The sequence below is a fragment of the Thalassoroseus sp. genome, from assembly GCF_984380535.1.
Genome location: NZ_CFHRBF010000006.1, coordinates 262,176 through 287,160, shown reverse-complemented (window position 1 = coordinate 287,160; position 24,985 = coordinate 262,176). Strand labels below are relative to the sequence as shown.

Genomic DNA, 24,985 nt, shown 5'->3' with positions numbered 1-24,985 from the left:
TCGGCTTCGAATTATTCAATCCACTTCCGCAGCTCGGCGTGCAAGGTTGGATGCAATGGAAGCACCGCACCGCGACGAGCTTTCTCATCGGCCGCCTTGATGGTCACCGTGGGGACTTCGCCGGATAGATCGAAATTCTTCGGTGTCAGTGCGGCGAGTTCCGATGCCCGCAAGCCGATGTAGGTCGCGGTGAGGTAGAGCATCGCACGTGATCGACCGTCTAAGTTGTACCGAGCCGGCCCTGATGCCGCCGTGATGATCAACTTTTGCAATTCGGCGTCGGTCAACGCTCGGCGTTCGTCCTTATCGGTCACTTTCACGCGGCGAATGTTCCGGCCCGCATTCTCGGTTGCCCGGTCTGAATCGACCTTCCACTTGCAAAACTGTTTGATCGCTTGCACGTAGAAGTTGTGCGTTTGGTGACGTTAGTGTTCCTAATAGTTATCTCCGATTCGATTTTGGATAGTTTGAATCTATAGTCGCAACTCACGATGAGCTGCCGAGACAGTTTCTCACTAGAACTGTTTGCAAGCCAAAGTATGACTATTTCACGGCCTTGTGTTTGCGCAGTAACTGGGTGATCTTTGGTCGTTGTGCTTGAATCCGCTCAAGATCAATTTTGACGCCAATTGCACGACCAAGCCCCGTGTAGAAGCTTGCGAGTTCTTCGCTCCATTCGCCGGAGACGGAATCGATCGCACTATCGCCACGGTCGTTCTTTTGATGCGGTGAAGCTCCCTGTTCAAGTAGGAGTTCGACAATTTCCGTATGACACATGAAGGCCGCGACGTGCAGGGGCGTGTTGCCATCTTGGTTGGTGGCAGCGACGTTGGCTCCGCGGTCGAGGAGGTATTTCACGATCTCGATGTTGCCACGCAGGGCGGCTCCGCTCAGTGGTATCGAGCCACTCGCACCACGACCGTTGACCGGTGGTGAACTGCCGAAACCGGCGCTTGCTCGATCGAGAGCTTTCTTTACCTTTTCGACATCGCCACTAGCGATCGCCTGGGAAAGAGCTGCGCGATGATCGACTTGTGCGTCTGCGAACGACCGTCTCAATTTGGAGGCAGCGTCCGCGTCAGCCGTCACGTGGAATATAAAATCATTGCTGAACATGCCATGCTTTGTTTGAACCTGCAGCGTGTGCATTCCATTGGCTGGCAACGTGGCTAGGTCGATGATCACTTCCTCGTTTTCATCGTCATCGCCGTAGGCCACACTACCTTCAACGCGACGTCCATCGACATAGACTGCTGCGTCTTCCTCAAAGTTTCGACCGCTGACCGACATGCTCAAATTGCCTTCGTGGAGGATCGGAAATTCTTGGTGGCCGCGTTGTTTCTCAATTGGGCCGAGCGTCCACAACGCGGGTTGCGGGTGTTTGATGTCGGCCAATTCACCGTGTCGACCGGTGAATGTTCCCACGAATTGGCCTTGCTTCGCCAGCTCTACGAGTTCTGTGCGTGAGTAGTCGGCACGGTCTCGGCTGGCCGAACGACGACGACGTTTTCCTGAGTCATCCGGTTTGGCAATGTATGAGCCGCCGTTGAAATTCTCGTCGAACTGCAACGCCACTGTGTTTGACTCACCCTCTTTGATGAAGACACCGTCCGCCTCCAAGACGATTCCTCCCTCGCTGGCTGACAGTTCCAACGCGTCCAGCAGATCGACGGTGAGTTCATCGTCGACGGTCGTCTCGGAGAGCGTCACCTGCCTTGCGAATGAGCCGGAGAAACCGGTGCTGCCTTCGACGACCATATTCCAGACGGGGTTAAATCGGCGACGGCCTCCCCACGAGAAACGCCAGATTTTCTCTTCGGATTGTCCACGCTGAGCCACGTCGCGATAAAATGGGAACTCGATGATATTGAGTCGCCCTTGGGGCAGGATAAGGAAGCGGTCGTAAGCGCCGCGCCACGTCGGTGCTTCCATGCCGGTTCCGGGAGTGTTCGTGCTGACGAAGAACGGCATGCGGTGACAATCGCCACAAACATTGGCCGCCGTTTTCGACGGGTCGAGATCCCCTTCGATGTGGAATAGCTTGTAACCTTCCTTCGCGCGGTCGGTCAGGACGTTGTCGTAGGCGCGTCGTTGTGCGGGAGGGAAGGACACACTCAAGAGATACGTCGCCAAGTCGTCTCGCTCCGCGGCTGTAAATCCGCCGGGTTTGCCTTCGTCGTTGACGGTTTCATCGCCGTGCGTCAAGAGGATTTCGGCCATGCTGATGTCGACCAAATGCCGTGTGCTCGTGCGTTGATCGTAGGCGTCGGCAACCGGCTCGATGGCCTCGTAAATGTGGGCCGTGTTGTTGCCGCCGTAGGGGTCGCCGAGGACGCCATCCCAGTGAAACGGGGCCGTATCGCGTAAGCCACGCACCGGCATCGTTGAACGCGGCATGATTTGATCGCCGCCGGTGGCAATCGGCGTTTGCAGAACCCACAGCAATTGATCGGTGTTGTTGTCCGGATGGCAACTTTCACAGGAGAACGTGCCGGTCGAAGACGCATCGGCGTCGTTAAACCAGGTCCGACCGAGTTTGACTTGCGGATGAGTGGGGTCCTCGAGTTTCACAAACCCGGCAACTGTTGGCTTGGTCGCGTCTGTCACATCGACCACGGAAACCGTGTTCGCTACTGCGTTGTAGACCCACGCTTGATTCAAGGTGCCGTTGACGGAGTTCTGTAGAGCGACGCCTCGGGGAACGGCACCGACCGCAACGCGGCCCAGCACTTCGCCACTGGCGGCATCGACCGTCATTAGCTTGTCTGAACCCGCTGCGGTCGCCACGATCACGGAGTCATCGGCACTCACCTGGATCGCATAGGGCGTCGCCAACGCCATGCCTTTTTCGGGATGTGCCGGTGGCAACGGTTCCAGGTCGATGAACTGCGGCTTCTCGGCCGATCCGTCCTTGAAGTCGATTCGCGTAATCTGATTCAGAAACGCTCGGTTCTCCAACTCCTTCATGCCGTGCTTCTTGGTGCCCGCACGACCGTTGGCATCATTGCGTGCATCGGTCTGAGCAATGAAGACGTTGCCTTGCGAGTCGACTGTGATCCCATAAAGCAGTGTGCCCAGCGTGTCGACCGATTCGACAAGTTTGTCCGTCGTCGTGTCGAAAACAAACAAGTCCCGATCCGGGACATCCGGATGTTTGACGATGTCGGTGACATGCCCTAGCGAGAGCACATTGTTGACCGCAATCGAATGTTGCCAAGCGTCGAACGTGACGAGTTCGCCATCGATAGCGTCACGCGAGCCGCCGGAAAGTTGCGTCTTGTTGTTGGACTCGAAGGGGATGACGTAAAGACGATCGCCTTGAACTGCAATCGCTCGCGGGTCTTGGGCGGGAATCCGCAGTCGCTTGGTGATTTTCCGCGAAGCCACATCAACAACAGCGATCTGGTTCTCGGAAGACAGGGCCACGTAGGCTTTTTCGTTTCCGGCAAATGCGATCCCGACCGGTTCATCGAACGTCGTCGCCTTCGTCTGCGGGTCGAACTCTTGAATCGTTGCGATGACGTTCTGGTATGTGGGACTGCCGGGATCATTGTCGATTACGCTGACCGAATCGGAAACGTGGTTCGACACCCAAACTTCTTTGCCATCGGGACGGATGGCGATGCTGACGGGATCAATGCCGACAGGGATGCGAGTGTGAATTTTTTGCGACTCGGCATTGATCACATCGACCGTATCCGCCGGCGTGTTCACGACAAAGACGAAGTCGCCGCTAATCCCGATCGGAGACGCATGCGGGCTGGCGAAGGTGGGATGCCCGACCTCAAGCGGCTCACGCGGCGAAGTTTCCGTTGCGACCGTTTCCGCGGAGGCCAACTCTGTTCGGCTAGGCGGGAATACAAAGTCAAACCCGATGCAAATTACGATTCCAACGACAATAAGAAGGTAACCCGATCTGAACATCGTGATGTCCTCGATTGATAAAGACTGCTCCGGTTGCGTCCACAGCAACGAATGCGACTTGACGCAACAGCTAGTGTACGAATCGAATTCGAAGACTTCAGTCGGGAACGTGTATTGTTTTGTCGCAAATTGTAGAGGGTAGTTAAACGAGTGATTGTTGATTGACGCCCGGCCTCAAGGTGTGTTGTCGACTGGAAGGCGGATTTGAAATCTCGCTCCACCGAGCGGGCTCGTATCGACGTCTACATGACCGTCCAGACGACGACAGATACGCCGGACGATTGCCAGCCCCAAACCAGAACCGGGGTGCTTGTCATTAGCGATTCGTTGGAACGGCTCGAAGACGGTTTCGCGATTGCATTCCGGGATACCGACACCATCGTCATCGACCGTGACGGTCACTTGCTGATCCTGCACCGACAAGCGAATGTCGACTTGAGACTTGGCGTACTTCGCTGCATTGCTCACCAAATTATCAATCGCATGCAGGAGATCCGACCGGTGTGACATCAATTGAACGTCTGGGGATGAAGCTGTAAAGCGGAAATCGATTCCATGACTCAGCGGTGCGTGGAGTGCGATCGTTTCATTGATCAAACCGTTGATAGAGACAGATTCCTTGACTATTGCTTCGGTTCCTTCACCTAGCCGCATGTAATCCAGCAATTCACCCACCAGATTGTCCAGCTTGTCCGTCGCCTCATCGATAGAGTCGATTCGCAACTCTCGCTTTTCGTCATCGTCCGATGAGCGGACGAGTTCGGTCGCAAACTTGATTCGGGCTAACGGGGTCCGCAACTCATGTGAAACAGCTTGCAACAGTTCCTTTTGTGACCGAAGGAGTGTTTCGACGCGGTCGGCCATTTTGTTGAAGGCCCCAACGATCGGTATGGTCTGCCGGGGATTCTTCTCATCAATGCGAGCCGTCAAATCGCCATCAGCGATTGCGAGGGCAGTTCGCTCGACCGTGCGGAATTGGCGGGCAATGGGTCTGAGCAAAAATGCGATGGCGGCGGCTGCCAGCAGAAAAACACTGCCTAAACCAACCAGCAAATCTCGTTGACTCGGGCTGACGAATTGGGGCAATGGACCGAGTTCGACCAACCACGGGGTGTCGGGGATCGCGACGAGCATGCGGTCAAAGTAGAGGACCGACTCGCCTTGGTCGATCCGGGCTGACGTTTCGGGCGACATCGGTCGATCGGCTCTGAGAACGACATTCACCGGATAGGCAAACCGCGACCGCACTTCGGCGATCGTCTTTTCAAACCCTTCCTCACCCCCCGCGATGATGTCGTCTCGGGCAGACAACGCGCCTCCACTAAGGGCGTCTTCGACGACCGAGACATTGGCGGCTTCGGTTGTCCCCTGAAAGACGTACGCCTGAATCAACCAAGCCACGAACAGAACGGCAATGATGCCCAGATAAAAATGGATGAAGAGTCGCGTCATTTCGGCTTGGCCATCAGGTAACCGACTCCCCGGATCGATTTGATCCGTGTCGGTTGAGTGGGGTCGTCGTGAAGCTTGCGTCGCAATCGGGAAATCCGCAGGTCGATCGACCGATCAAATCCATCGTAAGGAATCTCCAGCAACTCGATGTAGACATCCTTGCGTTCGACGATGGTTCCCGCACGCTGGGCCAGATACAACAGCAGGTCATACTCCGCAGTCGTCATCTCGATGGTTTCACCCGCGAGCAACACAGTCCGACTGGAGGGCTCAATCCGTAGGTCTCCCACAATAACGTCATCCTCACACGTCTCTTCGGTTGTGTTCGCAGCCAGTGCGTTGCTTTTTCTGAGGTGAACTTTCAACCGCGCCAGCAACGCTCTGGGACGAACTGGCTTGGCCATGAAGTCGTCCGCACCGACTTCCAAGGCAATGACTTCGTCGATTTCTTCTCCACGAGCGGTCAGTACGATGACGGGCCCATCGAATTGCGGACGAATTGACCGGCACACCTCGAATCCATCGGCTCCAGGCAAACCGATATCGAGGACAAGCGCGTCGAAAGACTCTTGCCTTATCAAATCGATCGCCGCTTTGCCGTTCTCCTCGATCGTGACTTCAAAACCGTGTTCCATCAAGAAGTCACGGACCATTGAGGCCAAAGGTGCATCGTCTTCAACGATGAGCACGTGGTGATTCATGGAGTCCATCGTATCTGAATCCGATTTCGATTGCTGCTTCGTAGAAGCTGACGTCTCGCTTGCCAAATTGAGAAAGCGACTTTCGACGATACCAATCATTTCCCGATAAACTTGCGATAGGCTTCGATCGCGTCGTCGCCCCATACAGCCTGGTTGAGTCGCTGTGCGAATTCTGGGTCTGTCGCACCGGTGTTGAAGACGACAGCGGTCGCACCGTAATCGAAGTGGCGTTGCAGATACTCACGCATCGATGTGCCACCCGGTCCGAAGCCGGTCGGGGTTGCTTCGGTACTCGCCCAAGGTGGGTTGTCATGAGCGGAGAGGGCCTCGTAGAGAACGCCAAAGTCATGCTGCAATGGGCCGACGGGGTATGTTGTCCAACCGGGACGACAGGACTCAGCAAATGCAATCGAGATGGGAGCGTTCGTAAACTCTACGCCCGGTGAACCGACGACTCCCGCTCCCGCCGCCACATGGCTATACATTTTGTTCGAAGGCACGCCTCCCTTCGCAAGATGCCGCGCCCAAAGCGAGATATAATCCTGATTCACTTTGGCCAACGCCGTAGCGAAGTCTTTGGGCGGATTGTCCTCGCTGTAGCCGAGGTTCGTCAACGCGTTGTAACCAAGACGCTTTCGAGGCACTCCGTCTTGGTCCATCTTCTCAGCGATCCGAGGATTGACCTTCCCGATGACGGCGTAGTTCGGCAATGCGGGCTCGGCGCCGACAGTCACTCCGGCAAAGAGATGCGGTTTGCCGGCGTCCGCAAGTTTCTTTAAGCCAGCGGCAATCGGCGGGCCGATGACCTGCTCCGCAAGCCGCGACACTTCCTGGCGGACAGTCGGACTGTTGTAGCAAATCACCGGAGACATCTGCTCGGGGCGCCCCCAGTCACGATAGCGATGCGGATGCGGCGTGCCGTCCCAATCCATCCACTCCACGTTCTGCACGTTGTCGGGATCATAGCCCGGTCGGTCTTTATCATGAAAGTTCCACAGATCGGGGCGGTTCTCCCATTCCAGATTTTCGACTGTGATGTAGACGGCAACGTCGTGCTTCAATGCGATCTTAATCGCGCCGTCCACCGCCCGCTCGATGATATTCGGGCTGGCTTGGTCGCTGAAAAGATGTTCGGGATCGAATCGCCACGCGGGTATTATCAGGTGAAAACCCCAGTTGCGTTTCGCGGGATCGTTAACCGGACCGAGTTGCTGTTTTGTCCTCACAATCCCTTTTTCGAACGCCTCAATGTTCCCGCCGTGTAAGTGCCCGGCTTCCGGGACGGGCAGCACCAGATACTGGGTTTCGTTCGTCTGCCTGCGAAACTTCTGGAGTCGCTTGGCGACTTGTGGGTCCGTTCCGGTTTCAAGGACACTCAATGCTCGCTCGATTAATTCCTCCGCGTGGGTAAACTGACCCGCTTTCATCAGCGGCTCGAAGTCCCGCATGATTTCACTGACCCGATGCCACCGCTGAGCGTGTAACTGAAATCGCTCCGTTTTTTGCCGAAGCGACTTGGGTGGCCGCTCCTGTGCCGATAACAACGACGCCGAACCGAAGAGAACGGCAAGGCAGACAGCGATCATCAAAACCACGTGCCTGCCCACAGGGAGCACGCTGCGGTGGCCACCTTGCCGAATCCGCAATGGAGTAACCCTGAAAGCCGATGCTTCAGTGGCAATCACATCGGAGGCCCATCGCGCCGATTTTGTACTTCTCACGAATTCATCCCTGTTGTTTTGTCTTGGCTTGAACACGCCGGGCTAACCGAGCAGCTTCGATCACACGTAGCTTGTGGGTTCCGCGTGCGATCTGTTCGTGCTCGTCATGGGCGATGAGTTGGAACGTCATCAATGGTCCGTCCACATAAATCACTTTTGCACTGCACACGACCTGTGCGCCGATAGGTGTCGCCGCAAGATGCTCGACATTCACAACGACGCCGACTGTGCTTTCGCCCGGTTCCAACTGCGGCAAGACGGCGTTGCGGGCCGCGTGTTCCAGAAACCAAATGAGCCACGGCGTCGACAGGATCTGCGGCATTACCTCATCAGCGAAATCAATCGCGTGCTGCTGGGCAACGACAAAACGTTCTTCACCAACCGTGCCGATTTTCATTGAGCCTTGCATATCGCTATTGCCCGTCAAAGAACTTGATCCCACCAGCACGCACCGGAGTTGGCAACACGCACAATCGTCGACAATCCTGTTGAATTCCTCGCCAGTAGATCATGGTCGTTTGGACTCCATTTGCTTTCTGAAACCAGCGAGTTTTGCGTCGTTGTCGAACAGGAACTCCTGCTGAGCACGGTAGGCCGCGGCTCGTTGGTCGGTTAGATTCTTGTAGGCAAGGTCACGTTTGATTATTTCGCGTTGCTGGGCACGACGCTTGTTGAACGCTTCATCGCTGACGAATAATTGCGGGTACGTCTTTTCCAAACGCTGCTGTGCTTCGTCGCGAGCGGCGACCAGTTTCAAATACTCGGGATCGTGCTCGTGTCGCCTGCGGAGCTGTTCCAGTTCCCGCCGACGCCGACTATCAGGCAAGTCCGCCGAACCGGGTTGCTGAGCGAACAACCAGGCATCGATGGCACGGTCAGCCCGATGAGTCGCAAACAGCAGTTCTTTGTAATGCGGATCGTCTTGAAGCAATTTATTCCGCAAGCTAAGAATTTCTTGGTGAAATTCCTTGTGCGTCTGAAATGCGGCGGGAAACTGTTTCTTTAACTGCTCGTCGAGATGATCGACTCGTTCGACCAATTCGCGATACTCAGTGGATCGTTGATAAAACCATTCGTGTGCGTTGCTTTTCTGAATGTCGAATTGTTCGGTCAACGATTTCCGGACGGGGTACTTACCGGATGTTTCGAGGATGTGTTTGAGGTTTCCTGCCTGAGTCGAATGAGGACGCGCAGTCAGAATCTGGATGTTGTCGAATGCGGCGGGGTGTTCGTCGACCTGAAACGCGAAATACGTTCGTTCCTTATCCAGAATCGGATGTTTCGCATACGCAAGGTGCTCCCGATCGACATGCGCAACGAGTTGATTACCGATGAACTCGACGGTCATCGTGTACCAGCGGTTCGGATCAAAGTCGTATGCGCATTCGCCGTGACGATAGGAAAAGTACGGTCCTGAAGAGTCTTTCGCGGTCTGCACAAAAAAGTGATCGGGATGAATATGGATGACTGCGTTGTAGTGCCCGTTGCTGCCGGTGACGAGTCGAAGGTCTTGAGACTTTTGCATCCGGAAGTCGAAACGAATCACGACGTCGCGATATGCGGCATCCCGAAGAAAAATGCGAGTCGTGTTCGTTCCGTGTTCGCCCCGTTTCAGAATTCCATCCGCCACGGACCAATCGGCATTGAACCACCAACGCTGGCTGGCTCGATTCGAAGAAAAATGATCTGCGAAATCCAGTTGACGTGTCTCAGTCAATAGCGGCGGTGACGGTTGTGGGGCGTTGACAGAGACTCGCCAGTCCGCCAGCTTTTGTTTCAGTGTTCGCACGACTCTCGGGTGTTGAGCAGCAACGTTATGTTGCTCGGAAGGATCATCGGCGAGTGCATAAAGTTCTTCGTGGCCGTCGTCAAAGAACTCGATCAGCTTCCAATGGCCATCACGAATCGCCCCGGATGAAACGCCACCTAGAAAATGCGGTTGATCGAGCGGGTAATGCCAATAGAGGGAATCGCGATCAATGGCAATCGAAGGATTCCGCCAGGTTTTGAGTGTCGACACTCCATCGATTTTCTGTTGAGGCGATGTCTCGATGCCAGCGGCTTCGAGCAACGTCGGGAAAAAATCGATATTCATCGTTGGCTGTTCACAAACGGCTTCGGTCGGAACACCCGCTGGCCAACGGACAATCATCGGGACTCGAATTCCGCCTTCATACAGTTGACTCTTTCCACCACGCAATGGCATGTTCGAAGTGACATTCGTCTCGCCGCCGTTGTCGCTCGTGAAGATGACGATTGTGTTGTCCGTCAGACCATGTTCATCAAGCTTTTCCATAATCCGACCGACCCCCTCATCAATGCTCTCTAACATCGCAGCCAGATGCGGATTGTGATCACCGGCCCAATGGTGCAGTGGATCGCCAACAAGCCCGTGATCCTGACACAGATAACACTGTGTTCGGGTACTTTTCCCAGGTACATGTTTGCGGCGATACTTCTCGACAAGTTCGGGGCGACCATTGAGAATTGTGTGTGGCGCGTAATGGCTGAGGTACAAGAAGAATGGTTGATCCTTGTTTCTCTCAATGAAATCAACGGCTTCAAGATTCAGGCGATCGGTGAGAAATTTCTCGTCTCCCAGGCGTTTCTCAGGAATATCAAGCCAGCGAATCGATTGGTCGCGAAAGACATAGGGCCAGAAGTTCGCTCCGTTGCCCACTCCTTTGACCTCACTGGCGATGTTCCAGTCGAAGCCATGGTCCGTGGGGCGAATTTCGTATTCGGCGTCATGATGACGGTAACCGGTTAAATGCCATTTGCCGATCATTCCGGTCTGGTATCCCGCACTGTGAAGCATCTCCGCGAGTGTCGTGTATTCGGTTGACAACGCGTTCGCAGAATTCGGTCGCAAGTAATCCACAATGCCGACCCGAGCCGGATACTGCCCGGTCAAGAATGCAGCTCGATACGGGGAGCAGACCGGAGCCGCAGCATAAGCTTGCGTGAACCGCATTCCCTGCGAGGCGAGGCGATCGAGATGCGGCGTTTCGTTGAATTGGTTGCCGTAACAACCGAGTTCCGCCCAACCGAGATCATCCGCGAGCACGAATACAATGTTCGGTGGTTCGACGGCAGACACAGGCACATCGAAGGCCGTGGCAATGAGAACCGCGATGTGAAGGACAGTCTGATTCCAGAATCGAAAGACGTTCACGATTTGTTCTCCAAGAACTTCAGTTACATCATCTCTTCAATCGCACCAGTCCAACCGTGTTCTTCACCGAAGACCTTTAAGTCGATTGTGTCGTCGTAGTCGAAGCAGTTGTCAAACTATGATCAATTGCTCGCCGAACTACATAAGATTGTACGATGACAATGCAGTTAGTGGTCCTTGATGTTTGGTTTTTTCGTCGGAATGAGCGTGTCTATTACTCACTCGATTCGATGCAGTAGAGATGCCGGGCCCCACGCAAGAACAGAGACTTTCCAACGAGTGCGGCCGAGGCATCAAAGCGTTCATCCAAAGAGTTGGTCGCGATCGGTTCGAACTGACGGGAGCGTCTGAGAACGAGCGTTGTACCATTTCTCCCGACAACATAAACCCGCTTGGCGGCACCCACCGGTGAGGCATAGATGTTCGAGACGCTGTCAAGTCTCTTGGGACCGAACTGAACCTCGCCTGTCTTGGAATCGAGGCACCGGAGGATTCCCTGATTCGATTGATTGAAGTAGAGCAGACCGTCGTAGAGCAGGGGGGAAGGCACATACGGGGTGCCACGATCCATCGTCCAAAGCAGTTTCTCAGAACCGGAAATGTCACCGGTTTCCGTGAGTGGAATCGCCAGGGCTGCGTGTCCCTGGTAGCCGCTCATGCAAATGACATAGTCCCCCTCGATGACAGGACAGGGAGTGACGTTGCCGGTGAGACCACCGCATTGCCAGATGATCTCACCGGTGTCGAGGTCATAGCTGCGAACGAAATCGGAAGCGGCTGTGATGACTTGCGTCTTGCCACTGTGTTCAACAATGAGCGGAGTGGCCCAGGCATTGTCTTCGTCGCGGTCTTTGCGCCATTTTGTCTCGCCCGTGTTGGCATCGAGGACTTCAATCGCCCCCTGATGACGCTGATCGCGGACAATGACAAGCCGATCCTCATGCAGGACCGGGGAACATCCTTCGCCAAGACTTGAGCCGACACGAACCTCACCCAGGTCACGTTCCCAAAGTCTATGTCCCTGGAGGTCATAACAGAACAGTCCGGCCGACCCGAACCAGCAGTACAATTTTTTGCCATCGGTCGTGGGAGATGCGGAGGCAAAATTGTTGTCGTGATGAGCACCTTCGTGTGGGATCTTTGTAGTTGCGACATCTCGCCAGATCTCTTTCCCCGTTTCTCGATCAAGGCAAATGACAACAAACGCATGAACCTGATTGGGCCGCTTGATGTCAAAAAAGTTCGTCTTGGGTTGATCCTGAGGGTCCGGAATGGATGTGTCTTTTTTGTCCGTCTGGATTGCCGTCAGAACGAAAACTTTGTCTTCCCAGATGATCGGGGTTGATGTCCCTTGACCGTCGATGGCAACCTTCCACTTGATGTTCTCGGATTCGCTCCAGGTCACCGGCGGATCGGCTGTGTGGGAGACACCAGTCGCAAGCGGGCCACGCCATTGATGCCAGTTCGTCTCGAACTTGTCAGCAGCGACGCAGACCTGCTGACAGAACACGGATAGGAACACACTCGTCAAAAGTCTTGATTTCATGGATAAATACCTAGCTCGCAATGGCTACGACAAATTCAAGTGATTCGAAAAATGCTACGAAACGTCGAGCGTTCCTGTGCTTATGCCGAACTCGTGTGTTTCGATGCCTATGCCTAGCAAATTGATGAAGAGATTACGGAGCGGAGAGTTATCGTTCTTATTGTATTGCCGAACGACGGGAGAGCCATGGGGCAATCGGGAGTCATCAAAATTCAAAGCGACATGAATGATCTGTGGATCTTCGGCACCGGCCCCATTCAATGGGGATCACTACCCGATGGCATCGAATGGACTGGCGGCACATTCTCTTGAGAAATTGACTTTGCATTTACGAAGATCGGAGACTTGACGAAAGTCAACCTAATACGCGGCGGGACTGTGATACTGTCCCTGCTCTTTCTCACAATCGGCACTGTTAAACTCCCAAGCCTGGAGTGGGCCGCTGCTATGTCCGAACACGAGGTTCCGAATGTCATCCGGAATTTAGGGAGTTTGATGCAACTCGTTGGAGCCGGTTTGCTCCTCGGGACTCGGACTACGATTCCCGGCGTGCTCTTGCTCGCTACCGGTACCTACGGCACGCTGCTGACTTATTGGATTCTCGGACATCCGTTCCCTGTTGGGTTTGCTAGCTTCGTCTTTACTTTTCTCGGACTCCTCGCGTGGGACCGGTTTCACAAAGTTCGCCACTCAAGACGTTTCCTGTTCGCAATAGATGAGTTCGCCGAACGCGAATTAGCGGCGTAGCTGTCTTGGGACGTGACGACATTCCCGCCTTGCCGATCGCCGGTTTGATCTGGACACCCAATGACGACACGCGAATTGAGATCGCCGCCCCGCGTCCACGGTTTTCTCGTCGCATCATTGCCAACGGCACAGGACTGTTCGCCGGAGAAAACTGGATCTACGTAGCGGGTGAATTCGGCGGTGGCACCTGAGTGATCGAACGCGACTCGGGTCGAGACGTTGAAGTCACTCTCCGCGATTTCCAATTGCTGGTCGCCTGGGAAAACAAAGCGACTCATCAACCGGATTGGCAAATTGAAGCTGGCTACGTTTTCGGCCGAGAAATCGAATACGAAAGCAACACCCCAAACATCGAACCGGCGGACATCTTGCTATTAAGCGCCGGCCTCAGCTTTTAAACTCGGTCAAGGCGACCCTCTGATTCTCATTCATTCAATCGCTGATAATTGACAAGTCAAAACCGTTTCAAGGCCAGTTGATGATCGCGAACATGGCAGCGAGTTATACGAAGCCGTGGAACAGATAACTATGGTGTTCGTATCGCATTGGAATTCAGAGCTTGCCAGTCAATGGCTGCATCAGACGAACTTCGTAACAATCGTTGGACGAACAACGGCACAGCTGTCATGCTACTTGCAGAGCTATGTCTCCACCTGGACCTGTTAAGGCCAACGCGGTCGGCGTCGGAGATAATTCATTGCGAGGAGAGAACCGAAGATGAGCTTTCGGCAATCGTGCGGACTGTTGACTGGGCTACTTTGCGTCATTGGAGTTGGTGGTGCCGATGATGTGCTGGCAGGGCATTCGTTGGTATTGTCCATTATTGATGCCGAATCCGAGGAGCCACTGGCTGCTCGCATTTATCTGACGGCAAAAGATGGGACGCCCTCCTATTTTGAATCGGCTGATCCGGCGGGCACTGCAGTCAGGTACGAGAAGCAAAGCTGGATCAATGCGGACGCAGTCGAATATCACACGACGGTTTCCGCGCATTCCTGCAAGACAACTCTCGAACCCGGTTCTTATTCGCTCACCGTCGAAAGGGGAAAAAACTACTTTCCGGTTCAACAGGCGATCACGGTCAAAGATGCGGACATCACGCACACGGTGAAGTTGAAGCGGTGGATCGATTTGGTGGAACGCGGTTGGTACTCCGGAGACATACACATCCATCGAACGGTGGACGATCTTCGCAATATCGTGCTCGCCGAGGATTTGAACGTCGTCTTCCCGCTCACATCTTGGGTCACGAATTCGGACAGTCCTCCGGCGACTGGTGACATACCCAACCAACTCGTGAAAGTCGATCCAACTCATGTGATTTGGCCACGAAACACCGAGTATGAGATCTTTCGAGTCAACAAGCAGCGACATACACTCGGCGCGTTGTTCGTCCTGAGACACGATGACACGCTCAAGAAGACGGTGCCGCCCTGGCGACCTGTCATCGAATCTGCCCGAGCGGCCAAGCCGTCCGTCCTGTTTGACATGGACAAACTCGATTGGCGGTTTGCAATGGTGCTACCCGTGCTCGCTCCGGATTCACTGTATGAACTGTCGAATAACCATCTGTGGCGAACGGAGTTCGCGTTTACAGATTGGAATACCGCAGCACCGCCGTACATGCTCCCGCCATACGGGACAGCAAGCGGGGGGGAGCGGCAATGGCTCGACTATACGTTGGGAATGTATTCGACATTGCTCAATTGTGGTTTCCGACTGCCCCCGTCTGCCGGAACCGCCAACGGCGTGCATCCCGTGCCTGCCGGGTTTGGGCGTGTCTATGTCCATCAGCCAGACGGATTTAATTACCAGAAGTGGATTCAAGGGCTTCAGGCCGGACGATCCTTTGTTACAACAGGTCCGATGCTTCTAGCGACGGCGGACTCACGCGATCCGGGACACGAGTTTCGCTTGACGACAACCGACACAAACACGCTTGAGATTGCCGTCGAAATGGAGATCACCTCCGAGACGCCGCTCTCCTATGGAGAGATCGTTATCAACGGGCAACCGAAACATTTACTTCGGCCGCAGAACCAGCCGACTCCGGCCGGAGCGTATCGGTCCAAAATCAGTCAATCGATCAAACCGACCGAGTCCGGCTGGTTTGCGGTGCGAGTTTTCGAAGAACGTGACGGCGGGCGAATTCGTTTCGCGCAGACTGCTCCCTGGTATGTGGTCGTGGATGACCAGCCGGTTCGTCTACGGCATGAGGAGCAACGCTATCTCATCCGTCGGATGCAAGACGAGATTCAACGAAGCCAAGGAATCGTCTCCGCGGAAGGGATGGCGGAATATCGTGAAGCTCTCCACTTCTACCAATCGTTGCCGTTTCAAGATGATTCCGAATCCGTTCGACGCACAGCCCGTCAGTTATCGGAGGAGAATCGAGAACGGTGGTTGAAAAATATGATTGTCCACCATCGCTTTACCCCTGAGGAAGTTCGTGCCGCGACGGGCCTTTCCATTGCTGATGCAAACGCGGTCATTCAGGAATACCAGGACCAGATACAGAAAGAGACAGAGGAGCCGCCCTCGATTCGGATCCTCCCGTATCCCGGGGGACGGCATCCGCGTCGTGGTTTTCTCGACGGGGCGATCCATCCACAACGTGAGACGAAGGTCAGCATCTTCCCTCCTTGGAAGAACGGTGGCTACATCGTTGTCGACGTCCCCGAAGCAATCTTTTCCAACCTCGGCCTGACGTATCTAGCCCATACCCATATTCCGACCCTTTGGTCCGCTGCCGGGATCGAACTGCCTCCGCTGGAATGGCATGAGCACGATGGGGCACTTGATTGCGAACGAACTCTTCCGAATGGAATCAAATTTTCGAGTTCCGTTTCCGCAGGCGTGCGAGCCGTCGACATGAACATGACGCTGACCAATGGGACATCGAAACCTTTGAGCGGATTGCGATCGCAGGTCTGTGTTATGCTCAAAGGGACACCGGGATTCAACAACCAACAGTCGCACGACAAAATCGTTAGAAAACCCTTTATCGCCATTCGCTCGGAAACCGACGATCGATGGATCATCACGGCATGGACACCTTGTAATCGCGTGTGGGCAAATCCACCAGTGCCTTGTGTCCACTCCGATCCTGTCTTTCCGGATTGCCCTCCGGGTGAAACGGTGAGTGTTCGCGGAAAAATGTGGTTTTACGAGGGCAACGACATCGAACAGGAGATCAGTCGATTGACTAAAACGTGGGGCCGCTGAGCAGCGAATTTCCGAGATCCACGGCTCCCATCCGATGCGAAACTCGCTCATTCTGGATCGCTGTCCGCGGGAACATCCTGCGTTTTGAGCAAGACTTTTCTCGGCACATAGTAATTGACATGCCCCAAGAGCATCTCATCGTCGGTATGTGGTCCTCAGGTCACCGTCTCCGATGGATCGGGATTGGCGAGATTTCCGCTGCTGTTGTCGAACCTTCCGGTCACAGCAATCTGTGAGCACAGCGATCTGAGAGCCTTTGAGAACCAGAATCGGTTCGACAGGCCGGTATTCCAACTGCCAGTTGAAATCATCGTGCGGCACATTCAGAAGCGTTTCCCGCTGTCCATCTTTATGGATGAGCCCATAGCGAACGGGAGACGCACGCAACACTACCGAATTCGAATAAGCTCTCGCCTTGAATCGACTGTCCTAATTCAATGTCATATGGGCGACGACCGACGATGACATCGGCTACGTGCAAACGGGATAGGCCCCGTTGCGCCCGGAAAGTTTCGACTGGAACAAACTCGTTCCGGGACGGACAAGTGCGGTGGACTACCTGGGCGATGTGCCTTTCGAGGGGCATCTGCAGGTCGAGAATCCGATCACCGGCTTTCTGCAGAACTGCAATGTAGCTGCGAATGTCGTCACACCAGGATTGACGTTCACGGCGGACGACTTTCCACCGGAGGTGCTGTTCGCACACTACGGAGAGAATCGAGCACGCAGAGCGCGCTTGGAGCCAATCGGCCCAGGCATGCCAGGTGGGAATGCGACGATGGGTTGAGCGGGGAGCGGTTTGGCCGGATTCTTGCCGCTGCTGGTTGATCCGCCGCCCCCATGACTCCTAGACACCGAATCGTGTGGCTGTGGTTCGCTGTGGTATCTGATGGTCGAACGTCGGGAACCGCTCCGATTGCCAATGCGAGGTCATACATTGTCGCGCGGGTGTACCGCATCGACATTATGGCCGTTATGTGATGAGTGAGGTCCATGACCTCTCGCGTCGTCGCACCGGAGTTTGCCAGCCGCGTACAGAACGTGTGCCACAATGCGTGGAAGTCGATCTTCCCGGTATCGATGCGGAAGGGAATTTCGGCCGCTTCCAAGTCGAATCTGATTAATTTGTTCCCGTAGCGGTACTCTGCCCACCGGCCCGGCTATCGGATGGGTGAGCATCTTTTGGCCAACCATGAACACGGGCGGGTTCTCGCCGATCGTGAGTCCGTAGGCAGTTCTCTGGAAGCAGCCGTCGGGTGCCATTCTTTTAGGAAATTGAGCCGAGCATGGAGAGCCAGACATTGCCGCAGTTTGTCGTTAATCAACTGCGGGTTACTGACGGTTGACAGACTTGCGTTGATCAGTCAACACGGACCTAGGGGAGAGCGTTACAATTGAACTCGTCGGTTATTTCCGGTGGTTGCATCCCAAAAGTAGAGGTCTTCGGCTTCGCCTGCGGTGAAGGCACTGTCGACAAGCCGGGCGAGTTGTTCGAAGTCGTTTCCGTTGATAATCGTTGGATCGACCACGTTGTCGACGAGTTGCGGTAAGGCTTGCGGACCGAAATCGGTCAGAGCGGTGCGATCGTTTCCGGTGGTTGGGTCCCAGAGGAAGACATCATCCAAGCCATCGCCATTGAGGTCGACGACTTGCACCATGCGATCGTCGGAGTCGTTGAAGATCGATTGCGACGCGGGGTTGCCGGTTGTGATGCTTGCGACTCCACTTTCGATACCTGGTGTGATCGTCGAAAACTCGATGCGGCGGTTGGCTCCGGTAGTTAGATTGAGGAAGAAGAGTTCATCCGAGCCGCCGTCGACGAACTGGCCAACGTAGACCTCTTGGAAATCGTTGCCGTTGATCTCGGTCATGTCGACGACATCGGTTTGAAAGTTGTTCAATACAGTGTTGCTGCCGACGGTGACGGTCTCGAAATGCATCAAGCGGTTGCGACCGTTTGCCGAGTTCCAGAAGAAGATGTCGTCCGGGCCGGCTCCATCGAAGTTGCCGACGACTGCAGCGGGGAAGTCGTTGCCGTTGATGGCTGTTGGAGGCACGACGTTGGTCTCGAAACTCGTGCCGACGTTCCCGGTGCCGCCGGTGAAGTGCACCAGCCGGTTCTCACCGGTTGTCGGGTTCCAGAAGAACAGATCGCTGGAGCCGTTTTCGTCGAAGTCGCCCACGAGCATTTCCGGATAGGCACCGCCATTGATCGCGGTCGGATCGAGTGGGTTGTTTTGGATGCTACCGTCTGCAAAGACGATTCGGTTGGCTCCGGTTGTCGGATTCGAGAAGAACAAATCATTCTGCACATCGCTCGCCGTCGGCGTGCCATCGAAGTTGCCGCTGGCGAGGAGTTCAAAGTCGCCGTTGATCTGAATCGGTGAGACGGGTTGTTCTTCAAAGGCGGCAAGATCGGCAGTGAGGTCGTCGTTGATGATCGTGCCGGTTGCCGAGGCGTCGGCCAATGTCACGTTCAGACCGGAGGCTTGCACATTCGCGAGGTTGACCAGGAACGTTTCATCCTCTTCGAAGTCGATGTCGCCAAAGACTTCAACCGTCAGCGTCTGAGTTTCCCCGTCCATGCCGGAGAATTCGAGTGTACCGCTTGTGGCGATGTAATCGCCGGCGTTGACGGTAGCCGAATCGTCCGCTGTGCTAAAATCGACCATCACGGACGTCGCAACCTCGTTGGTAAGTGTGACGGTGAAGGTCACCAATTGCGACGCTGCAGTACGTTCGATGACGGTCACATCGCCGATGGAAATCGTCGCCGCGTCGTCGTTGGTGATCGTGCCGCTACCCTGATCGTCGGCGATGGTCACGTCGCGACCGTTGGCTTGCACGTTGGAAAGATCGACGAAGAACTGCTCATCGAGTTCAGTGATGTCGTCGGCGGTGATGTCGACGGTGAGTGTGGCGGACGTCATCCCGGCGGCAATCATTGCCGTGCCGGAGTTGGCGGCGAAGTCGTTGCCGTCAGCGGTGTCGTTTGCGGTGGCGAAGTCGACGGTTACGTCGGTATCGACCGGTCCCGAGAGCGAGACGGTGAATGTCATCGTACCGGCGTCTTCGTCCTGTATGACGTCGTCGATGGAAATCGTGGCTGTGTCGTCGTTGGTGATCGTGCCGATGCCCTGGCTGTCGGCGAACGTTACGTCGCGACCGCTGGCTTGGACATTGGAAAGATCGACGAAGAACTGCTCATCGAGTTCAGTGATTTCGTCGGCGGTGATGTCGACGGTGAATGTGGTCGAGGTCATTCCGGCGGTGATCGTGACGGCGTCGGAGTTGGCGGTGAAGTCGTTGCCGTCAGCGGTGTCGTTTGCGGTGGCGAAGTCGACGGTCACGTCGGTATCAACTTCTCCGGAGAGCGAAACGGTGAATGTCATCGTGCCGGCGTCTTCGTTCTGTGTGACGTCGTCGATGGAAATCGTGGCCGTGTCGTCGTTGGTGATCGTGCCGATGCCCTGGCTGTCGGTGATGGTGACGTCGCGACCGCTGGCTTGGACGTTGGAAAGATTGACGAAGAATTGCTCGTTGAGTTCGACGATGCTGTCGGTAGTGACGTCAATGGTGAATGTGCCAAAGGTCATTCCAAGCGGAATCGTCGCCGTGCCGGAGGTGGTCGTGTAGTCGCTGCCGTCTGTGGTGTCGTTTGCGACGGCGAAGTCGACGGTCACGTCAGTATCGACTGGTCCGGAGAGAAAGAGGGTAAATGTCATCGCGCCGGAGTCTTCGTCTTGTGTCACATCGTCAATTGTGATCGTGGCAGGATCGACGAAACCGGAGGTTTGGGAACCCACCCGGACGATTCCGCCGCCTTCCTTCAAAAAGGGACCGAAGAAGTTGCCGTTGACATCGTCGACGACGACGTCTTGCAGGATGGTATTCGCTTCAAGTCCGAACACACTGTTGAGGGAATTGATTTCACCGTTGACACCGTTTGTGCCATCGCCGAACGTGACCGCCCCCGCGTTCGTTAGCATCCCATTGTCCCAGGAGCGACTTGCAACCACGTAGTTGCCGTTAGACAAGGCCTCTACACCGGCAGAACCAATTAAGTCATCGGACGTCGTCCCGACGAGGCTATTGGCAGTGGAGACAGGTCCGCTGATGCCGGTCATGCCGTTGCCGAATGTGACCGCCCCCGCATCTTCTGCGGCTCCGTTGTCCCAGCGTGTGCTGATAACCACGTAGTTGCCGTTCGCCAGGGCCGTCACACCATTGCGACCGACGTTGTCAAAGGGCATGGTCCCGACGAGGCTATTGGCGGCGGAGACTGCCCCACTGATACCGGTCGTGCCGTCGGCGAATGTCACTGCCCCCGCGTTTTCCGTGGCCCCGTTATCCCAGTCGCGGCTGATGACTACGTAGTTGCCGTTCGTCAAGGCCGTCACACCTTCGTCACCGACGAAGTCTTCGGTCGTCGTCCCGACGAGGCTATTGGCGGCAGAGACGGCCCCACTAATGCCATTCATGCCGTCACCGAATGTCACCGCACCCGCGTCGATGGTGGCCCCGTTGTTCCATCTTGAACTTCCGACCACGTAGTTGCCGTTGGTCAGGGTCTGCACGCCATTGATACCGATACGGTCTTCAGCCACGGTTCCGACGAGGCTATTGACGGCGGAGACGGTCCCGCTAACGCCGGTTAAACCGTCGCCGAATGTCACTGCCCCCACGTTCATCACGCTACCGTTGTCCCATAACGCACTTGCGACCACGTAGTTGCCGTTGGTCAGGGCCGTCACGCCACCGCCACCGACAAAACTGTCAGCGGTGGTCCCGACGAGGCTGTTGGCGGCGGAGACGGCCCCGCTGATGCCATTGGTCCCATCGCCAAATGTCACCGCACCTGCGTTGCTTGCAGCCCCGTTACTCCACGATATACTTCTGACCACATAATTGCCGTTCGTCAGGGCCGTCACACCACTAAGGCCGACTAAGTCATTAGTCGTGGTCCCCACAAGGCTGTTGGCGGCGGAGACGGCCCCGAGCAATCCCACCGATCCATCAACGAACGTCACCGCGCCCGCGTCGATGGCGGCTCCGTTGTCCCAATTTGGGCTTTTGACCACGTAATTGCCGTTCGCCAAGGCCGTCACACCCTCAAGGCCGACGGAGTCGTTAGCCGTAGTCCCCACGAGGCTGTTGGCGGCGGTGACGGCTCCGCTCGTCCCGCCGAGCCCATCACCGAGCGTCACCGCACCCAATCTCGTCCCGGTCCCGTTGGTCCAATTTGGACTCGAAACCACATAGTTGCCGGTCGCCAGGGCTGTCGCAGATAACAAACCGACATTGTCACTGTTCGAAGTTCCGACGAGGCTGTTAGTGTCGGAGACAGCGCCGCTAATACCGTTCGTTCCGTTGCCGAAGGTCACCGCCCCGGCGTCGGTGACGGTCCCGTTGTCCCAAAAGGCACTCCTGACCACGTAGTTGCCGTTCACCAGAGCCGTCACACCAAATGAACCGACTTCGTCAAAGGTTGTGGTCCCGACGAGGCTGTTGGCGGCAGATACGAACCCGCTGACCCCGTTGGTTCCGTCGCCAAATGTGACCGCGCCCACATTCTGTGTGGCCCCGTTATCCCAACTTGGACTGTTGACAACATAATTGCCATTGGCCAGAGCTGTCACACCGAATGATCCGACAAAGTCATTGGATGAAATCCCGACAAGGCTGTTGGCGTCGGAGACAAAACCGCTGACGCCGCTGACGCCATCGCCGAACGTCACCGCCCCCACGTTTGAAGCCGCCCCCCTGTCCCATGATGTACTTATAATTACATAGTTGCCGTTCTCGAGGGCCGTTACCCCATTGGATCCAATTCGGTCGAAGTCGTTGACACCGAACAGAGAACTGATGAGCGAACCGTCCTCACCATCGAACAGATAGACGGCCCCCGCGTCGATCCCACCACTGGTATCGTCACCTGGAGAAGTAATCACGACATTGCCGGTACTCAGAACGACAATGGTGTCACCGAAATCGTTGCCATCCGCGGGATTCGGGTCCACGAACTCCGGAAATGCCGCCGCCAGCAATGTGCGATCTTCGAGGACTTCCACGGCCAACGGAACGGCCGTGCGTGATCGGCGTCGTTCTTACGGCTTCCAGGACATGCGATTGTGAAGCAACTCGCGGACACGCGTCGCCAGGGAATTGTTCAGCTGAGTGATTCGTGTCATGGGGTGCCAGATTCGCATAACGACGACGTCTTTCAATGATCAAGTGAATTCAAAATCGTCTGTCGATGAGTCGGCTTGCTCAACGCCTGGTTGAAATAACACAGACATTTCGCCGATCAGCACGATCCGAAATGCTGACACGAAACGATTCGACAGACCTACGAGTGGGTGAGTTGAAAAGCGAGCGGAAACCTCAAACATTCGAGAACTGAATGGTCGAGAATTGAGCCCAGGTTTCCTATCCGACGGTGCGAGCGGAAATTCGCAACACCGCAAAAATTGACTAGTTTGCCCATTGTGCAGGCGACGGTAGGCAAAAACAAGCACAAAGATACACGGTCCACTCAAAGGACGGTTTGGACCGCGTCAAGCCAGACTCGAACCCGTCGACGGAGGGCCCCCAAACATTCCGAAGACGAACCCCTCGAAATTTGCCAAGCAATGTGCGTCGCCAATCATGGAGTACACATTGCATCGCTGTCAGAGAGAATCGGCCACGCCTCGACCACACTTTGCAATGCCGGCGTTCTGGTTCCGTGATAGTCAAGCGATTGTCGCAACTTTCCGTATCACACCGGTGCAATTGCAGGAGTGGATCGCGGGCCATCTGTCTCCGTTGCTCGAATCTACCGATTGCCTGTTGACGTGGTGGCGGAGTAATTCGCTTCGAGCGTTCCGCTAAGGCGGTGTGATTGTGTCCGTCGGGTTTCTTCCACACGCACAGTTGAGACGTTCGGAACGATGATCGTCGATCGTAGGACTTAGTCTTTGATCTGGCACATTGGCAGCTTTTCTTTCAGCTGTTCGACACCGTTCTGTGTGACCTTTGTCTGACGCAGATCGAGTTTTTTCAACTGTTCCAGCGATGACAGTTGCTCAATTCCTGCATCAGTGATGGCGGTTTTCGAAAGGTCTAACTCTTTCAGGTTGGTGAGTGTGCTGAGGTGTTTCAGTCCGGCGTCGGTGATGTCAGTGTCGTACAGCCAAAGACGTTCCAGTTCGGACCAATCTGTTAGCGTAGCTAGCACGGCATCGGTGGTGTTCGTACGGTTGAGAGACAGCAAACGCACTCCCGAGAGCTGAGAAAGTTGTTCCCATGCTTTGTTGTTCAATCTGTTATTGCTTAGGTCCAACTTCTGGAGATGGGGTAGGTTGGAAAGGAGCGTCAGAGTCTCATCGTTGACCCGACCTGTGGAAAGGGTCACGGCGATTGCTTGATCGTCGTCTCCCATCCCGACGAATGCCTTATGTTGTCGCAATGTCTTGATGGCTTCCTTTTCGTCAATACGATTTTCCACGGTGATGGCGATGTTAAATGGCGAGGAGACCGTGTTGTTGAGAGAGACGAAATCGATACTGCCAATTTTGACGTCTGGATTCGGGTTTTCCCAACTGCGTACAAACAATCGCAACTTAACACGTTGACCTCGGAAGTCTTTCGAAGCGTCGTTGACGCCGGTCCATGCGGTCTCGGCACGTGTGGCCAGTGAGGTATCAGCAAGTTGCCACCAATCACGAAGGTCCTCGCCATACACAATGGGAATTTGCTTTGAGGTTTCGTCCTCGTAGTTTACGGTGTAGTGTCCGAGGACGGTCCCGTCGGCTACGCCCGGAGACCCCCAGCCGGTTCCATGAAGAAAATGGATGTGCGTTGCCTTCTTGCCGACTGGTATTCCTTCGACAGCCTCCGGCCATTCAGGGGCTCGCTTGCCGGCCAATTGAATCATGCCATCGCCGACATGAAACGGAATCTCCGCGAACGTCTGCTTTCCTCGCGGTAACGGTTTGAGATTATTGCCCTCGTATCCGTGGAAGTCTTCAGACAACTCCTGATTTGTCCGCTTGGCAAGATCAACGAAGTGGAACTGTCCTTTATTCTTGGCGGTTATTTCGCGTGCCTTGGAATCGTCAGCTGATGTCTGGATCGGGGCGAAGAACGTCAGCATTGCTAACACAACGAAGTTGACACCGGCGACATGTTTCAAGGAAAGACAGGCCATGTTCGTTCTCCTTTCGTGGGACGAGAGCAACGACTAGATGATCGAACGGCCTACGATAGCAACAAATCGGTTGTGACTGTCGAACGAGGAACCTCGTGCCGTTCGCATCGTTTCGCTGGTCGCAACATTCCGGACACAACATCGAGTCAGGAATAGAGGCGACAGATAGGCGAATAGCCACCTAAACAGATCATCCCTAAAGTTTTCTAAGCTGTCCAGCGACTTCGTCTAAGAGAATGGACGGCGTTGTGCTCGTCACATGAGCCGCGTGACTCGGAAGAAACAACTAGCAGCACCCGTATG

At 55.2% G+C, this 24,985-nt stretch carries 15 protein-coding genes and 1 pseudogene; 5 read left to right on the top strand and 11 right to left on the bottom strand.

The features are described 5' to 3' along the window. Positions 1–11: 11 nt before the first annotated feature. The 8 genes from AC5DDB_RS10295 to AC5DDB_RS10260 form a co-directional block, all read right to left on the bottom strand. The gene (locus tag AC5DDB_RS10295; protein WP_491739630.1) at positions 12–320 is read right to left on the bottom strand and encodes a hypothetical protein; all 309 of its coding nucleotides are present in this window, start codon (positions 318–320) and stop codon (positions 12–14) included. Between the two features lie 223 nt (positions 321–543). Further along, positions 544–3,924 carry an ankyrin repeat domain-containing protein gene (locus AC5DDB_RS10290; protein ID WP_491739629.1) on the bottom strand — a complete coding sequence of 1,127 codons (3,381 nt, stop codon included), beginning with the start codon at positions 3,922–3,924 and terminating at the stop codon, positions 544–546. A gap of 174 nt (positions 3,925–4,098) precedes the next feature. Beyond that, positions 4,099–5,376, bottom strand: coding sequence for an ATP-binding protein (locus AC5DDB_RS10285; RefSeq protein ID WP_491739628.1), 1,278 nt, complete (start codon positions 5,374–5,376; stop codon positions 4,099–4,101). Continuing rightward, on the bottom strand, positions 5,373–6,077 hold the full coding sequence (locus AC5DDB_RS10280; protein WP_491739627.1) for a response regulator: 705 nt from the start codon (positions 6,075–6,077) through the stop codon (positions 5,373–5,375). Before AC5DDB_RS10280 ends, AC5DDB_RS10285 begins: the two co-directional genes overlap by 4 nt. A gap of 95 nt (positions 6,078–6,172) precedes the next feature. Continuing rightward, positions 6,173–7,663 carry a hypothetical protein gene (locus AC5DDB_RS10275; RefSeq protein WP_491739626.1) on the bottom strand — a complete coding sequence of 497 codons (1,491 nt, stop codon included), beginning with the start codon at positions 7,661–7,663 and terminating at the stop codon, positions 6,173–6,175. 139 nt (positions 7,664–7,802) lie between these two features. After that, positions 7,803–8,195 carry a thioesterase family protein gene (locus tag AC5DDB_RS10270; protein WP_491739625.1) on the bottom strand — a complete coding sequence of 131 codons (393 nt, stop codon included), beginning with the start codon at positions 8,193–8,195 and terminating at the stop codon, positions 7,803–7,805. Positions 8,196–8,306: 111 nt separating this feature from the next. Then, positions 8,307–10,973 carry a sulfatase-like hydrolase/transferase gene (locus AC5DDB_RS10265; protein ID WP_491739624.1) on the bottom strand — a complete coding sequence of 889 codons (2,667 nt, stop codon included), beginning with the start codon at positions 10,971–10,973 and terminating at the stop codon, positions 8,307–8,309. Between the two features lie 214 nt (positions 10,974–11,187). Beyond that, positions 11,188–12,519 carry a PQQ-binding-like beta-propeller repeat protein gene (locus tag AC5DDB_RS10260; RefSeq protein WP_491739623.1) on the bottom strand — a complete coding sequence of 444 codons (1,332 nt, stop codon included), beginning with the start codon at positions 12,517–12,519 and terminating at the stop codon, positions 11,188–11,190. Between the two features lie 447 nt (positions 12,520–12,966). On the opposite strand from AC5DDB_RS10260, the gene AC5DDB_RS10255 reads away from it, so the two are divergent. The 5 genes from AC5DDB_RS10255 (at position 12,967) to AC5DDB_RS10235 (ending at position 17,278) form a co-directional block, all read left to right on the top strand. After that, positions 12,967–13,266 (top strand): hypothetical protein, encoded by a 300-nt coding sequence (locus AC5DDB_RS10255; RefSeq protein WP_491739622.1) that lies wholly within the window; start codon positions 12,967–12,969, stop codon positions 13,264–13,266. A 5-nt stretch (positions 13,267–13,271) separates the two neighbouring features. After that, a complete protein-coding gene (locus AC5DDB_RS10250) occupies positions 13,272–13,457 on the top strand; it encodes a hypothetical protein (RefSeq protein ID WP_491739621.1) in 186 nt (61 codons plus the stop codon). Next, the gene (locus AC5DDB_RS10245; protein WP_491739620.1) at positions 13,458–13,664 is read left to right on the top strand and encodes a hypothetical protein; all 207 of its coding nucleotides are present in this window, start codon (positions 13,458–13,460) and stop codon (positions 13,662–13,664) included. A gap of 319 nt (positions 13,665–13,983) precedes the next feature. Beyond that, complete coding sequence (locus AC5DDB_RS10240; RefSeq protein WP_491739619.1) at positions 13,984–16,491, top strand: CehA/McbA family metallohydrolase; 2,508 nt, start codon at positions 13,984–13,986, stop codon at positions 16,489–16,491. A 496-nt stretch (positions 16,492–16,987) separates the two neighbouring features. Then, the gene (locus AC5DDB_RS10235; protein WP_491739710.1) at positions 16,988–17,278 is read left to right on the top strand and encodes a hypothetical protein; all 291 of its coding nucleotides are present in this window, start codon (positions 16,988–16,990) and stop codon (positions 17,276–17,278) included. A gap of 163 nt (positions 17,279–17,441) precedes the next feature. On the opposite strand, the pseudogene AC5DDB_RS10230 reads toward AC5DDB_RS10235, so the two are convergent. The 3 genes and pseudogenes from AC5DDB_RS10230 to AC5DDB_RS10220 all read right to left on the bottom strand — a co-directional run. Then, a pseudogene (locus AC5DDB_RS10230) lies at positions 17,442–17,600 on the bottom strand (hypothetical protein); the annotation flags it as partial. 279 nt (positions 17,601–17,879) lie between these two features. After that, positions 17,880–22,562 carry a beta strand repeat-containing protein gene (locus tag AC5DDB_RS10225; protein WP_491739709.1) on the bottom strand — a complete coding sequence of 1,561 codons (4,683 nt, stop codon included), beginning with the start codon at positions 22,560–22,562 and terminating at the stop codon, positions 17,880–17,882. Between the two features lie 881 nt (positions 22,563–23,443). Continuing rightward, positions 23,444–24,682 (bottom strand): leucine-rich repeat domain-containing protein, encoded by a 1,239-nt coding sequence (locus tag AC5DDB_RS10220; protein WP_491739618.1) that lies wholly within the window; start codon positions 24,680–24,682, stop codon positions 23,444–23,446. Positions 24,683–24,985: the final 303 nt, after the last annotated feature.

What these genes read in the sequence shown, in the direction of transcription:
- AC5DDB_RS10280 (WP_491739627.1), bottom strand. Translation starts at nt 6,077, where the DNA reads ATGAATCACCACGTGCTCATCGTTGAAGACGATGCACCTTTGGCCTCA.
- AC5DDB_RS10290 (WP_491739629.1), bottom strand. Translation starts at nt 3,924, where the DNA reads ATGTTCAGATCGGGTTACCTTCTTATTGTCGTTGGAATCGTAATTTGC.
- AC5DDB_RS10240 (WP_491739619.1), top strand. Translation starts at nt 13,984, where the DNA reads ATGAGCTTTCGGCAATCGTGCGGACTGTTGACTGGGCTACTTTGCGTC.
- AC5DDB_RS10285 (WP_491739628.1), bottom strand. Translation starts at nt 5,376, where the DNA reads ATGACGCGACTCTTCATCCATTTTTATCTGGGCATCATTGCCGTTCTG.
- AC5DDB_RS10275 (WP_491739626.1), bottom strand. Translation starts at nt 7,663, where the DNA reads ATGATCGCTGTCTGCCTTGCCGTTCTCTTCGGTTCGGCGTCGTTGTTA.
- AC5DDB_RS10220 (WP_491739618.1), bottom strand. Translation starts at nt 24,682, where the DNA reads ATGGCCTGTCTTTCCTTGAAACATGTCGCCGGTGTCAACTTCGTTGTG.
- AC5DDB_RS10260 (WP_491739623.1), bottom strand. Translation starts at nt 12,519, where the DNA reads ATGAAATCAAGACTTTTGACGAGTGTGTTCCTATCCGTGTTCTGTCAG.
- AC5DDB_RS10270 (WP_491739625.1), bottom strand. Translation starts at nt 8,195, where the DNA reads ATGAAAATCGGCACGGTTGGTGAAGAACGTTTTGTCGTTGCCCAGCAG.
- AC5DDB_RS10255 (WP_491739622.1), top strand. Translation starts at nt 12,967, where the DNA reads ATGTCCGAACACGAGGTTCCGAATGTCATCCGGAATTTAGGGAGTTTG.